The sequence below is a fragment of the Homoserinimonas sp. OAct 916 genome, from assembly GCF_003260275.1.
Lineage (GTDB): Bacteria > Actinomycetota > Actinomycetes > Actinomycetales > Microbacteriaceae > OACT-916.
Genome location: NZ_QJHB01000009.1, coordinates 192,840 through 206,146, shown reverse-complemented (window position 1 = coordinate 206,146; position 13,307 = coordinate 192,840). Strand labels below are relative to the sequence as shown.

Genomic DNA, 13,307 nt, shown 5'->3' with positions numbered 1-13,307 from the left:
CCTCACGGCACAACTCGTCTTTGAACTCTTGGGTGAATCGTCTACGCGATGCGGACATGCTGCTCTCTCTTTCAGTAGCACCCTCATTTTAAGAGGGCCCACTGTCCGAGAACTCCTCGGCAGGCCACTCAGCCGCTTCTGACTCAGCACCTTTCTGAACCAGCATCTTTCTGAACCAGCATCTTTCTGAACCAGCACCTTTCTGAACCAGCACCGAACCGGCACCGAACCGGCACACGTTTGGCCCACCATCACCGAAGCTGGGGTGGGCAAACTGGGCAGTCAGGGAGGCTTACTTGGAGCCCTGCGCGGCGACCGCGGCAGCACCGGCGGCCGCAGCCTCGGGGTCGAGATACTCGCCTGGAGCCTCCGGCATGAAGTCCGCGCCGAGGTGGTAGACCAATGGAATTCCGGTCGGAATGTTCAGATCGGTGATTGCATCATCCGAGATCTTCTCCAGGTGCTTCACCAGCGCGCGCAACGAGTTGCCGTGAGCGGTGACCAGTACAGTGCGGCCGGTGGCGAGGTCAGGCGTGATCGACTGCTCCCAATAGGGCAGGAGGCGTTCGATCACATCTTTCAAGCACTCCGTGCGCGGCATCTCATCGCCCAGTCCGGCGTACCGCGGGTCGCGCGCCTGCGAGAACTCGCTGTCATCGTCCAGCGTGGGCGGCGGAGTGTCGAACGATCGACGCCAACTCATGAATTGCTCCTGGCCGTACTCGGCAAGCGTCTGCGCCTTGTCCTTGCCCTGCAGGGCGCCGTAGTGGCGTTCGTTCAGCCGCCAGGAGCGTCGAACGTCGATCCAGTCGCGGTCAGCCGTCTCCAGCGTCAGATTGGCGGTGTGGATTGCCCGCTTCAGCACAGAAGTGTGCAGGACGTCGGGCAACAGCCCGGCCTCGACCAGGAGTTCACCAGCGCGACGGCCTTCGGCGCGCCCCTTGTCTGTGAGCGGAACATCGACCCAGCCCGTGAACAGGTTTTCCTGGTTCCAGGTGGATTGACCGTGGCGAAGCAGGATCAGCGTATGGGTCATACTCTCAAGCCTATCGCCCGGCTCCGGCTCAGAACCGAGCCCGTGCGGTGCAAACCGCCCATGGCAGAGCGGGCAAACGCCTCGTCAGGGCGGGCGGACGCCTCGTCAGAGCCGCTGAGCGCGCATCAGCGCGGACGACGCTTGACTGCACCCAGTCGGGGAAGCCGCGGAACGCCGGCTTCGGCACCCGCGTCGGGTGAAACAATGATCTCCTGGGCCGCGGCCACCAGAGTTCCACCGGTTTCGACAGTGAGCGTCGCCGACGGGTCGGTGCGACGACGCACCACCGCGAGCGCGATCGGCCCGAGTTCGTGGTGCCGGGCGCTGGAAGTGATCCGACCGACCACTTTGCGGTCCTCCCCCTCGCCTGACACCACCTCGTCGCCCGGTGAAGGCAACTGGGATTCAGAGCCGTCCAGATGCAGGAAGACGATCCGTCTGGGTGGGTGACCGATGTTGTGCACCTTGGCTACGGTCTCCTGGCCCCGGTAACACCCCTTGGTCAGGTGAACGGCGCTCCGCAACCAGTCGAGTTCATGCGGAACAGTTCTCTCATCCACCTCGGTGACAAGGCGGGGCCGCCAGGCCTCGATCCGCAATGCCTCGAGCGCAAGCATCCCGGCCGCACGCACCTTCGGCACGCTCCCTTCCCTTACGAGCGCGACCACATCTGGTGTGCGGCTGCGTTCGATCAGACACTCCCGGTATTTCCAGCCGGCCCCCGGATGCTCGGTCGTCGTCGAGTAGGTCCAACCGCCGTTCTGCAACTCGCTCCACGGGTCGCTCCAGAGGACCGGAACACCGTTGCTGGCCGCGACCAGCGGCGACAGTGCGTGGGCGGCACCGGCATCCATCAGGTAACCGAAAGTGGCGAAATCGGCGGTGCGGTCGACAACGTCGACGCGCAGGCGAAAACGCATACGCGTGAGCCAGTCGAACAGGCCAGCAGCCTGGCTGGCATCAACGAGCAGCCAACAGGTTGTCCCGTCGTCGACCAATCGCACGGCGTGCTCAATCCGCCCGTTCGCGTCAAGAAGCAAGGTTTCCGCCGAGTCCCCCGGATGCAGACCGGTCAGCTGTTGGCTGGTCAGGGAGTCAAGCCAGGTCAACCGGTCCTCGCCTGACACCGTGAGCACAGCTCGGTCGGCGAGGTCGACGATCGCGTCGCCTGCCACCAACGCGCGTTGCTCCGCGACCGGGTTGCCGTAGTGTGCGACGAGCCCGGAATCAGTGACTGCGCCCGGTAACTCTGAGAACACGGCCACGATGTCTGGCGTGAGATTATTCGACACGGCCGAGCCTCGCAGACGCGTGGGTGCGCAGGCTCTGTTCCAGAGCCGCAATGTCCCACGCCCAGAGCAGGTGATTATCGACCAACCCGTACATTCGGGTGGCCGCCTGGTAGTCGGTGGCGCCGGGTGCGCGCAAAACAGCATCGGTGGCCAGGTCGATTCTGGGGCCGGTCACATGGCCAAGGTACAACTCGCTGACCCCGGTCGGGTGCACGAGGGCCACCTGCAGATCGAACCCGCCTGAATCATTGCGTAAGGATTCCACGTCGTCGACCGAGTTGAACGGAGCCTCCCCCTCGGCGGGGAGCATGCCAGGGCCTGGATCGGCCGGGGTCTGGTCGCGCGCGATGCGCCAATAGCCTGTCTCAGTGATCAACGGGGTGCGCTCGTCATCGAGCAGCCAGGTGTACGAGTTGTAGTTGAGCCAGCCAAGCCCATCGTGGCTGAAACTGATCCGTTGCCCGAACTCGTATTGGCGTCGTTCAGGTGACCCTGACTCGCCCGGTCCAACGGCCGAATCGCCGACCGGATCCGGATTCTTCGGATCGACCAGGTAATCGATCACCCCGGTACCTTCCCACACACCGATCAGCCAGCTGAGCGGTACCAGTTCCGGCGGCAGATGCGTCGGCAACTCGATCACAGCCTCACCTCAATTCCTGCGCCCACAAAACACATGACCGTATCCGTGCGGGCAGCGCGACAACGCTGAAACCCCGCCAACGACTCAGCGCTGGCCGCGGTAGAGGTTGAGCACCACCACGACGGAGATCCACGCGATGGAAAGCGTGGCAAGCCCGAGCAGGCCGACGAAGAAGAGTTCCAGTGCAAGCAGCATGGTTCGATTCTATCCCGAGCCCGCGGTCAACTGAAGGATCAGGGTGCCCGCGGCGAGCACAATCAGTGCACCCAACGTGCTCATGGTCGCCCGATGAAGAAACCCTTTGGGGCGCTGAAGTGCCAACTGGATCACAAAGGTGAGTACGACCGTGGCCGCAAAAACCATTGCCAACCATGCCGCGCGGGTCTCATGCGGTGCAAACCATGCGACGAGCAGGACCCCCACCACGGCAGACGCCCAGACGATCGCCATACTCACCAGATAGCGCCGCGGAGTTCTCGCCGTGGGTACGACGTTTCTTTTTTTCGGGAACTCCCCGACGGGTTGCGGGTTCGCTCCTGGTTGGAGATCGTCTGAGGTCACCCTCACAGTCTGCCCGAATTCCCACGGCAGTAGTATTGCCGGGTACACGAATGCGGGGATTTCATGGCGGAGTTGGTGATGCTGTCGGCCACTGCGGCCACGCACTCTCGCGGGCCTGTTCGCGCCGTGGGGGCGCGAAATCACACGAACACGGTGCTGCCGGCGCTGGATCTGCTCGACCACGCGGTCACGTGGCTGCCAGCGGAGCCCGCCGCATACTCTTCTGCTCCTGCGCACAGCCTCGTACTGGTCGACGCGACCGGCGAACTTGCCGCGGCCCGCGCGCTCACGACCGTGATCAGCGGAGTTGATGATCCCCCTGCGGTGATCGCCATACTGAACGAAGGCGGCTTCGCTGCGCTGGGTGCTTCCTGGCCGGTGGTCGACGTTCTGCACAGTGGCGCCTCCGTCGCCGAGGTCGAGGCCCGCATTCGGTTGGCGCTCAGCCGGCACGCCTCACTGGGCGCACGTGGCAGCATTCGGGCCACCGGGCTGGAGATCGACGAAGCCAACTACTCGATCTCGATGAACAACAAGCCGCTCGACCTCACCTACAAGGAGTTCGAGCTGCTGCGCTTCCTCGCGCTGCACCCGGCCCGCGTGTTCAGCCGGGAGCAACTGCTCAGCGAGGTGTGGGGTTGCGACTACTACGGCGGCACCCGCACCGTCGATGTACACGTTCGTCGGTTGCGCGCAAAACTCGGCGACCTCGATGCCCTGATCGGCACCGTACGAAATGTCGGTTACCGGTTCTGGGCCGAACCCGTGGCGCGAGCAACCGCCCCTGCATCGAACCGCCAATCAGGCCCGAACAGGCCAACAGCCGCGAACAGGCAACCAGTCGCGAACAGACAAATAGGAGCATGAGGAACAGTTATGGACAACTCCCCGATCCTTCGGACCGCGGATGCCCAGGACCCGCAGATCCGCGCGCGCCTGCTCAACCTGCGTAACGCAGCACTGGCCGTCGACGGCCAGAGTGCGTTCAACGACCAGGCACTGGCGGATCTCACAGCCGGCCGCCGAAGCCTGCTGGTCGTCGAGGACGCCCCGGGCGTCAGCCCATCAACAGATGCTGGCCTTCTGGGTGCAGCCATTCTCGGTCAGGGCGAACTCGAGTTCACGATCACACCATCCCACCGGCGTCGCGGCCTGGGGGCGAAACTGCTGGAACAGGCACTGGCCGAGCACGGTGCAGCTGAAAACAGTGCAGTGGAAAACAGTGCAGACGAAAACAGTGCAGACGAAAACAGTGCAGACGAAAATACCGGAGCCCTACTCGCCTGGAGCCATGGAGACCACCCCGGCGCCCGCGTCCTTGCGGCGCGCACCCGGTTTTCCCCGGTGCGAACCCTCCTGCAACTGCGGCGGGGCGAATCCGCAGAGCAGCTGGACCAAACGGTCCCCGACCCGTCGATCACCACGTTCCGGGTGGGCACGGACGAGTCGGCCTGGCTGAAGTTGAACTCCCTCGCGTTCGCACACCACCCGGAGCAGGGCCGCTTGACACTGGCCGATCTGGAGAACCGCATGGCCGAGCCCTGGTTCTCTGCCGAGAACTTCCTCGTGATGCACAATGCTGACGGCGACCTGGTTGGTTTCAACTGGCTGAAGGTAGAGCCCGAGAACCCGCAGACCGGTGAGATCTACGCCATCGGGGTGCACCCGGGCAGCGCGGGAAAAGGAATCGGAAGACGACTGATGAATGCGGGCCTGGCTCGGCTGGAATCCATCGGTGCGACCAGCACAACCCTCTATGTGGAGGCCGATAACGTCCCGGCGGTTGCGCTGTATCGTTCACTCGGTTTCACCGACCACACAGTCGATGTGCAGTACCTGCGCACCGGCGTCTGATCGCCACCCTCGCACAGACCGCATGTGCAGTGCCATGATTAGGACATGGACCCAGACAACACAGTGATCGAGTCCGAGCTGTCCAGCGATCTCGATGATGATTTCGCGCCGAGCCGCGCCTACGACACCGAACTTCCAATCGATCGGTACCTCGACCGCGAGTTGAGCTGGCTGGCTTTCAACCAACGTGTACTCGAGCTCGCCGAGGATACGACTGTGCCCCTGTTGGAGCGTGCCAACTACCTCGCCATCTTCGCCAGCAACCTCGATGAGTTCTTCATGGTGCGCGTTGCGGGTTTGAAACGACGCATCCTGACCGGACTTGCGGTTCCCACCAACATCGGGCGGGCACCGGCCGACGTGTTGGCCGACATCTCCGCGAAAGCCCACGAGCTGCAGGCACGCCACGCCGCCGTCTACCAGGAGTCGCTGGTTCCCGCGCTGAACGAGGCCGGGATCAGACCGGTGACGTTCGACTCACTGGACCAGGCCGACCAGGTGCGGCTGCGTGAAATCTTCACCCAGCAGATCTTCCCTGTGCTCACACCGTTGGCGGTCGACCCGGCACATCCGTTCCCCTACATCTCCGGACTGTCGCTGAACCTCTCGGTGCGGGTACGGCACCCGGTCTCCGGCAAAGAGGAGTTCGCCCGGTTGAAGGTACCCACCCTGTTGCCCAGGTTTGTGCGCATCGATGCGCGCGAGACGTTGGACGACATGCGTTTCATCACCCTGGAGGATTTGATCGCCAATCATCTGGGCGACCTGTTCCCCGGGATGGAGATCATCGAGCATCACGTTTTTCGAGTGACCCGCTATGAAGACGTGGTGATAGAGGAGGACGAGACCGAGAACCTGATCCAGGCGTTGGAGAAGGAGCTGCTGAGGCGACGGTTCGGGCCTCCGATCCGGCTCGAGATCACCGATGACATGGACGAGGTGACCCTGCGACTGTTGGTGCGAGAACTGGATGTCACCGAGAATGAGGTGTACAGCCTCCCGGCACCATTGGACTTGGGCGGCCTGTTCGACCTCGCCAAACTCGATCGTCCCGACCTCAAGTTCGCCAAAGCGGTGCCATCGACCAGCGTGAGCCTGTTGCCGATCGAAACAAACGAGGCACCTGACGTGTTCGCCTCGATCACCCGCGGCGACATCCTGTTGCACCACCCGTATGAGTCGTTCGCCACCAGTGTTCAGTCGTTTCTCGAGCAGGCCGCAAACGACCCCGATGTACTGGCGATCAAGCAGACGCTGTATCGCACCTCGGGTGACTCTCCAATCGTCGAGGCACTGATCGATGCGGCAGAGGCCGGCAAGCAGGTTCTGGCCCTGGTCGAGATCAAGGCACGGTTCGACGAACAGGCCAATATCGGTTGGGCCCGCAAACTTGAGAAGGCCGGGGTTCATGTCGTCTACGGCATAGTCGGCCTGAAGACGCATTGCAAGCTCGCACTCGTGGTACGTCGCGAGAACGGGGTGCTCCGGCACTACAGCCACATCGGCACCGGAAACTACAATCCGAAGACCAGCCGCCTGTATGAAGATCTCGGTCTGCTCACCGACGACCCCCAGGTGGGCAAAGATCTGACCCGGCTGTTCAACGAACTCTCCGGCTATGCGATCGAAAAGAAGTTCAAACGGCTGCTGGTGGCGCCCCTGCACCTGCGTCGAGGACTGTTGAAGCGCATCGATGGCGAGGCAGCCCTGGCCCACGAGGGCCGACCTGCCGGTATCCGCATCAAGGTGAACTCAATCGTCGACGAAGAGATCATCGACGCCCTGTACCGGGCCAGCCAGGCCGGTGTCCAGGTGGATATGTGGGTGCGCGGCATCTGCAGCTTGAAGCCGGGACAGCCAGGGCTCAGCGAGAATATCCGCGTGCGGTCAATCCTCGGCCGCTACCTCGAACATTCGCGTATATTCTCTTTCGAGAATGATGGTGACCCGCAGGTGTACATCGGCAGTGCCGACATGATGCACCGCAACCTCGATCGAAGGGTGGAAGCGCTGGTGAGATTGACCGATCCGGAACATCTGACCGAGATCGCCGCACTGTTCAACACCGCGATGGATGCCGGCACCTCGGCCTGGTCGCTGGGTTCAGACGGTGCGTGGACCAGACGCCACCTGGCCGACGACGGCACCCCACTCATCGACATGCAGGAAGCGCGGATGGCCGAAGTCACCGGTCGCAAGCGGAGCGGACATCGGTGAACGCCGCAATCTATGCCTCGGGTGCAGTGTGTTGGCGGATCATCGACTCCAAGCTGCGCATTCTGCTGATCCACCGCTCGCGGTACAACGACGTCTCACTGCCCAAGGGGAAGGTCGACGCCGGCGAATCACTCCCCCAGGCCGCGGTGCGCGAGATCGAGGAGGAGACAGGGCTGAAAGTGGCCCTCGGCGTGCCCCTGGGTGTGACTCGCTACACCATGCCGAAGGGCATCGACAAAGTGGTGCACTACTGGGCGGCCGAAGTGACCGACGAGGCCCAGCTGGCCTCGGCATTCCTGCCGAACTCCGAAGTGGCCGCGCTGGAATGGGTGAGCCTGAAGAAGGCACGCACAATGCTCAGCTACCCGCGCGACGCAGAAATTCTTGACAATTTCAAAGCCCTGGTCGACCAGGGTGTCACGTCGACCTACGCCATGATCGTGCTGCGCCACGGCAAGGCGATCTCCCCGGAGAAGTTCGACGGTGACGATCACGACCGCACACTGACCGACCGTGGCAGGGCGCAGGCCGCGAACGTGGCCGCGGCGATCGCCGCGTGGGGCCCTGAAAAGATTGTCACGAGTACGGCCAAGCGCTGCCGGTCGACAGTCGTGCCGCTGGAGAAGCTCATGGGGCTCCAGGCACGACGAACGGATGCGATCAGCCAACGCGCCTACGAGTGGGGTGAATCAGATGTGCGAGGCGTGATCGGAAAGCTGGTGCGCGCCAAGCAGTCAGCAGTGGTATGCAGCCACGGTCCGGTCATCCCCGAGATCATCAGGGAAATTGCCCTGGCGACGGGAACCCCCACCGGCTCGTATGTGCGATCCTCCGCGGCGCTGGAGACCGGCGGCTACTCGGTGGTGCACCTGTCTCGCACACTCCCGGCATCCGGGATCATCGCGATTGAATCGCACGAACCGCACATCTGAGAGCATTCTCAATCGGCCTTGTCGCCGGTTGTTCACCTCGTGTTCACCCGAGTAGGGGATGCTCGTCACGTACGGCCCGACGCGTCATGCCCCAACGCGGCGAGCAATCAAGCCCAACCGCCAACGCCCACGTGCGTGAAAGGAGTCCCATGAAGTTCACGCGACTGGGCTCCACCGTTCTCATCGCAGCCGTCACGGTCGCCGGGCTGTCATCGTGCGCAGCCAATGAGATGGCGCAGGGTGTTTCGCACTCCGAGCTCAGTGGCACCGTTGACGGTGCGGGCGCGTCCAGTCAGGGCAGCGCTCAGGAGACCTGGATCGCCGCCTTCCAGACCGCGCACCACCAGGTGACCATCAACTATGACCCCACCGGGTCAGGTGCCGGCCGCAAGACGTTCGCCGCGGGCGGCGCCGCATTCGCCGGCTCGGACTCAGCACTCAGCGAGGCCGAACTCAGGGGCACCTTCGCCTCCTGCGCCCCGGACAGCTCGGCGATCGACCTGCCGGTCTACATCGCTCCGATCGTGTTGATCTTCAACGTTCAAGGCGTCACCGAGCTGAACCTCGATGCGGCCACGATTGCAGCGATCTTCACCGCCGAGCTAACGCGTTGGAACGACCCGGCCATCGTTCGGCTCAACCCCGAACAAACAATGCCCGACCTGCCGATCACGGCGGTGCACCGCTCCGACGATTCTGGCACGACTAAGAACTTCACCGACTATCTCCACGCGAATGCACCCGCCGCGTGGGACGCCGAACCGGCAGACGGGTTCCCATTCCCCACCGGCGAGGGGGTCCAGGGTACGGCTGGTGTGGTCGACACCGTCAAAAACGGTGTGGGAACTATCGGCTACGTGGATGCATCGAAGGCGGGGTCGCTCGACGTGGCGAAGATCAAAGTGGGAGAGAGTTTCGTCACCTATTCCGCCGAGGCCGCCGCCGCGGCGGTTGACGCCTCCCCGCTGATCGAGGGGCGCGAGCCGGGAGACATCGCCATCGACTTGGATCGCACCTCCACGGCAGCCGGCGTGTACCCGATTGTGCTGGTCAGCTACCTGATCGCCTGCCAGAGATACTCCGACCCGGCCCAAGCTGCACTCGTCAGGGAGTATCTCGGCTACGTGGCCAGCCCCGAGGGGCAGGCTCGAGCTGCCGAGTTCGCCGGTTCTGCCCCCATCTCCGCCTCGCTGCGGGAAAAGGTGCAGAAGTCGCTGGACTCGATTCGGTAGTGTGCGCGCCGACCGTGACCGACCTACTCCCCGGTCTGCATGCACCCCGATCGCCGTCTTCGCCAGTTGTTCACCTCGTGTTCACCCGGGTGGGGGATGCTCGTCACATCCGGTTCGTAGCGTCAGTACTGAGCCAATCCGGCTCACCTGGCAACACAAAAACTTCCGAAGGGAATCTTGTGAACTTCATGCGAATCGGCTCCACCCTCGTAATCGGCGCGCTCGCCGTCACAGCGCTCACGTCGTGTGCGGCAGACCAGATGGCACAGGCCTCGCAATCGTCTTCGTCCGAGCCCCAGTCTCTCGCCTCACTGGACGGCACCCTCAACGGTGCTGGCGCCTCGAGCCAGGGCAGCGCCCAGGAGTCTTGGATCGCCGCCTTCCAGACCGCGCACCAGGACGTCACCATCAACTATGACCCGACCGGGTCTGGGGCGGGCCGCAAATCGTTTGCCGCCGGCGGCACCGCTTTCGCCGGCTCCGATTCTGCCCTCAGCGACACCGAATTGGCGGGCGGCTTCGCGTCCTGTGCCCCCGACAGTCAGGCGATCGACCTGCCGGTCTACATCGCACCCATCGCCGTGATCTTCAACCTGCAGGGGGTCACTGAGTTGAACCTCGACGCGGCCACGATCGCGTCGATCTTCACCGGGGAGATCACCCAGTGGAACGATCCGGCAGTCGTGAGCCTCAATCCCGGCCAGGCCCTGCCCGCGCTGCCGATCACCGCGGTGCACCGCTCCGACGACTCCGGCACAACCAAGAACTTCGCCGAATACCTGTACGCGAACGCGCCGACGCAGTGGACTGCCGAGCCGTCCGACGCCTTCCCGTTCAAAGCTGGTGAGGGCGCCCAAAGCACCTCCGGGGTAGTCGACACGGTCAAAAACGGTGTCGGCACGATCGGCTACGCCGATGCATCCAAGGCTGGCAGCCTATCCGTGGCGAAGATCAAGGTGGGCGACGAATTCGTGGCCTACTCGGCTGAAGCGGCAGCAGCAATTGTCGACGCCTCCCCGATGGCCGAAGGTCGTGAGCCGGGCGACATCGCCATCAACCTCGACCGGTCGTCGACGGCGGCCGGCGTGTACCCGATCGTGCTGGTCAGCTACCTGATCGCGTGCCAGGTCTATGCCGACCCAGCCCAGGCCGCCCTGGTGAAGAACTACCTCAGCTACGTCGCGAGCCCCGAGGGTCAGGCACAGGCAGCGGAGTTCGCCGGCTCCGCACCCATCTCTGCCGCTCTGCAAGCACAGGTGCAGGAGGCGATCGACTCGATCCGATAGCTCGCGCCCACGGCCGGCCGCAGTTTGCAGCACCACTGCGGCCGGGCGTGCACCGCCGTCAGTGAACCAGTGTCAGTGAACCAGCGTCACCGTACGGCGCTCGACCGCCCTTCAACCCCAAGGAATCCATCCCGACCATGTCAGCACCCGCTGAATTGCAGATCAGATCAACCCAGCGCATCGGTGACCGCATCTTCTCGCGTGCCACCGTGTTCGCCGGCGCCACGATCCTGGTCATCCTCGCGTCCGTCGCGGTCTTTCTGGTTGCCGAGAGTCTCCCCGCCCTGGTCGCAGACCCGAGTGAGCTACCGGGTACCCAGACCAGTTTCTGGTCGTACGCCGCGCCGCTCGCATTCGGCACCGTCTGGGCCGCCATCCTCGCCCTGCTGATCGCCGTTCCGCTGTCGATCGGGGTCGCGCTGTTCATCAGCCACTACGCCCCCCGCAAACTTGCCCAGAGCCTCGGCTACGTGGTGGACCTGCTCGCGGCCGTGCCCTCAGTGGTCTACGGGCTGTGGGGCATCGGGGTGCTCGCCCCGGCGCTGCAACCGGTCTATTCGGTGATGGTCAACGCAATGGGGTTCATCCCGCTGTTCGCCGGTCCGGTTTCCGGGACCGGTCGCACGATTCTCACGGTGGCCGTGGTGCTCGCGGTGATGATCCTGCCGATCATCACCGCCCTGTGCCGCGAGATCTTCCTGCAGACTCCGAAACTTCACGAAGAGGCAGCCCTCGCAATGGGTGCCACGCGCTGGGAGGTGATCAAGCTGGCCGTGCTGCCCTTCGGCCGCCCCGGCATCATCTCCGCCTCGATGCTCGGCCTGGGGCGGGCGCTCGGGGAGACGATGGCTGTGGCCATGGTGTTGTCGCCCTCAGCCATCATCTCGTTCGCCCTGCTGCAGTCGACAAACCCCACCACGATCGCCGCGAATATCGCGCTGAACTTTCCCGAGGCGCACGGGATCGGCGTAAACGCACTCATCGCCTCCGGGCTGGTTCTCTTCGTGGTGACGCTTGTCGTGAACATGATCGCCCGCCTGATCATCAACCGCCGCAAAGCATTCTCTGGAGCCAACTGATGCAACTTGTGACTGGCACGCAGCCGGGCCCGGCCACCGATGGCTCCGAGATCACTCCGGAGCCGTCCACCAACTCGCCCATGGCGAACTCGCTCACCGCCGGAATGTTGCCGAGGCATACTTCACTCTGGATCCTGCTGGCCAGCTGGGTGGTCTCGGCGGCCACCTTCCTGATCCTCTACCTGGCCGAGCAGTCCGCCCCCGGAACAGCAGCCGGGAGCGAAGGAGAATCGTTCAACTACATCGGTGCCCTCGTGGTCGGCACTGCCCTATACCTGGTCGTCATCTACTTGCTCAGCCGAGCTGTGGAGGGCCAACGCAAAGCGGTCGACCGCCTCGTCACCGGGCTGGTCGCTGTGGCGTTCGGACTCGCCCTGATCCCGCTGATCTCTCTCATCTCGACCACCGTCGCCTTCGGAGCCACCCGTTTCGACCTGACGTTCTTCACGAACTCGATGCGCAACATCGTCGGGTCAGGCGGCGGCGGCCTGCACGCCATTCTCGGTACGACATTGGTGACCGTCGCCGCGTCGATCATCTCAGTTCCGATCGGCCTGCTGACCGCCATCTACTTGGTGGAGTACGGTCGCGGCCACCTGGCGCGCGGCATCACCTTCTTCGTCGACGTGATGACGGGCATCCCGTCGATCGTCGCGGGCCTGTTCGCCTATGCGCTGCTGGCCATATTCTTCGGTCCGGGAATCCGTCTCGGAATCGGTGGTGCGATCGCCCTGTCACTGCTGATGATTCCGACGGTCGTGCGTTCCAGCGAGGAGATGCTCAAGCTGGTGCCAAACGACCTGCGCGAGGCCGCGTTTGCGCTGGGGGTACCCAAGTGGTTGACGGTGCTCAAGGTGGTGCTCCCCACCTCCAGCGCGGGAATCATCACCGGCATCACCCTCGCGATCGCCCGGGTGATCGGCGAGACGGCTCCGCTATTGATCATCGCCGGCTTCACCCAGAGCATGAACTACAACCTGTTCGACGGACGCATGATGACGCTGCCGGTGTTCGTCTACAACTCGTATGTGAGCCAGGGCACGGATGCCCAGGCCTACGTGGATCGTGCCTGGACCGGAGCCCTCACTCTCATCCTGATCGTGATGGTGCTGAACCTTGCCGCCCGCATCATCAGCCGCATCTTCTCCCCCAAGCCGGGTCGTTAGCCGGGCGTC

12 protein-coding genes are annotated in these 13,307 nt (G+C 63.7%); 8 read left to right on the top strand and 4 right to left on the bottom strand.

The features are described 5' to 3' along the window. Positions 1 to 292: 292 nt before the first annotated feature. The 4 genes from DL891_RS12365 to DL891_RS12350 form a co-directional block, all read right to left on the bottom strand. Positions 293 to 1,036: a phosphoglyceromutase gene (locus DL891_RS12365; protein WP_111720738.1), complete on the bottom strand. Its 744-nt coding sequence runs from the start codon at positions 1,034 to 1,036 to the stop codon at positions 293 to 295. A gap of 125 nt (positions 1,037 to 1,161) precedes the next feature. Further along, positions 1,162 to 2,328, bottom strand: a complete 1,167-nt coding sequence (locus DL891_RS12360; protein ID WP_111720737.1) for a folate-binding protein YgfZ — start codon at positions 2,326 to 2,328, stop codon at positions 1,162 to 1,164. Then, a complete protein-coding gene (locus tag DL891_RS12355; RefSeq protein ID WP_111720736.1) occupies positions 2,318 to 2,971 on the bottom strand; it encodes an FABP family protein in 654 nt (217 codons plus the stop codon). Before DL891_RS12355 ends, DL891_RS12360 begins: the two co-directional genes overlap by 11 nt. A 204-nt stretch (positions 2,972 to 3,175) precedes the next feature. Continuing rightward, on the bottom strand, positions 3,176 to 3,532 hold the full coding sequence (locus tag DL891_RS12350; protein WP_157962493.1) for a hypothetical protein: 357 nt from the start codon (positions 3,530 to 3,532) through the stop codon (positions 3,176 to 3,178). 63 nt (positions 3,533 to 3,595) lie between these two features. On the opposite strand from DL891_RS12350, the gene DL891_RS12345 reads away from it, so the two are divergent. The 8 genes from DL891_RS12345 to pstA all read left to right on the top strand — a co-directional run bounded on the left by DL891_RS12345 (position 3,596) and on the right by pstA (position 13,298). Continuing rightward, entirely contained in the window at positions 3,596 to 4,399 is an 804-nt protein-coding gene (locus DL891_RS12345) for a response regulator transcription factor (protein WP_111720734.1), read from the top strand. Between the two features lie 9 nt (positions 4,400 to 4,408). Then, positions 4,409 to 5,386 (top strand): mycothiol synthase, encoded by a 978-nt coding sequence (gene mshD, locus DL891_RS12340; protein WP_111720733.1) that lies wholly within the window; start codon positions 4,409 to 4,411, stop codon positions 5,384 to 5,386. 45 nt (positions 5,387 to 5,431) lie between these two features. Further along, positions 5,432 to 7,603 carry an RNA degradosome polyphosphate kinase gene (locus tag DL891_RS12335; RefSeq protein ID WP_111720732.1) on the top strand — a complete coding sequence of 724 codons (2,172 nt, stop codon included), beginning with the start codon at positions 5,432 to 5,434 and terminating at the stop codon, positions 7,601 to 7,603. Next, positions 7,600 to 8,535 carry an NUDIX domain-containing protein gene (locus DL891_RS12330; RefSeq protein WP_111720731.1) on the top strand — a complete coding sequence of 312 codons (936 nt, stop codon included), beginning with the start codon at positions 7,600 to 7,602 and terminating at the stop codon, positions 8,533 to 8,535. The genes DL891_RS12335 and DL891_RS12330 overlap by 4 nt, the downstream gene beginning before the upstream one ends. Positions 8,536 to 8,684: 149 nt before the next feature. Further along, the gene (gene pstS / locus DL891_RS12325; RefSeq protein ID WP_111720730.1) at positions 8,685 to 9,767 is read left to right on the top strand and encodes a phosphate ABC transporter substrate-binding protein PstS; all 1,083 of its coding nucleotides are present in this window, start codon (positions 8,685 to 8,687) and stop codon (positions 9,765 to 9,767) included. 188 nt (positions 9,768 to 9,955) lie between these two features. Then, positions 9,956 to 11,053, top strand: coding sequence for a phosphate ABC transporter substrate-binding protein PstS (gene pstS, locus DL891_RS12320; protein ID WP_111720757.1), 1,098 nt, complete (start codon positions 9,956 to 9,958; stop codon positions 11,051 to 11,053). Positions 11,054 to 11,190: 137 nt separating this feature from the next. Then, the gene (gene pstC, locus DL891_RS12315; RefSeq protein WP_111720729.1) at positions 11,191 to 12,132 is read left to right on the top strand and encodes a phosphate ABC transporter permease subunit PstC; all 942 of its coding nucleotides are present in this window, start codon (positions 11,191 to 11,193) and stop codon (positions 12,130 to 12,132) included. Positions 12,133 to 12,236: 104 nt separating this feature from the next. Then, positions 12,237 to 13,298 carry a phosphate ABC transporter permease PstA gene (pstA, locus tag DL891_RS12310; RefSeq protein WP_232819152.1) on the top strand — a complete coding sequence of 354 codons (1,062 nt, stop codon included), beginning with the start codon at positions 12,237 to 12,239 and terminating at the stop codon, positions 13,296 to 13,298. The last annotated feature ends 9 nt before the right edge of the window (positions 13,299 to 13,307 follow it).

Excerpts from the sequence above, each read along its gene's own strand:
- pstC (WP_111720729.1), top strand. The coding sequence starts at position 11,191 with ATGTCAGCACCCGCTGAATTGCAGATCAGATCAACCCAGCGCATCGGT.
- DL891_RS12345 (WP_111720734.1), top strand. The coding sequence starts at position 3,596 with ATGGCGGAGTTGGTGATGCTGTCGGCCACTGCGGCCACGCACTCTCGC.
- pstA (WP_232819152.1), top strand. The coding sequence starts at position 12,237 with ATGTTGCCGAGGCATACTTCACTCTGGATCCTGCTGGCCAGCTGGGTG.
- DL891_RS12365 (WP_111720738.1), bottom strand. The coding sequence starts at position 1,036 with ATGACCCATACGCTGATCCTGCTTCGCCACGGTCAATCCACCTGGAAC.
- pstS (WP_111720757.1), top strand. The coding sequence starts at position 9,956 with ATGCGAATCGGCTCCACCCTCGTAATCGGCGCGCTCGCCGTCACAGCG.
- DL891_RS12335 (WP_111720732.1), top strand. The coding sequence starts at position 5,432 with ATGGACCCAGACAACACAGTGATCGAGTCCGAGCTGTCCAGCGATCTC.
- mshD (WP_111720733.1), top strand. The coding sequence starts at position 4,409 with ATGGACAACTCCCCGATCCTTCGGACCGCGGATGCCCAGGACCCGCAG.
- pstS (WP_111720730.1), top strand. The coding sequence starts at position 8,685 with ATGAAGTTCACGCGACTGGGCTCCACCGTTCTCATCGCAGCCGTCACG.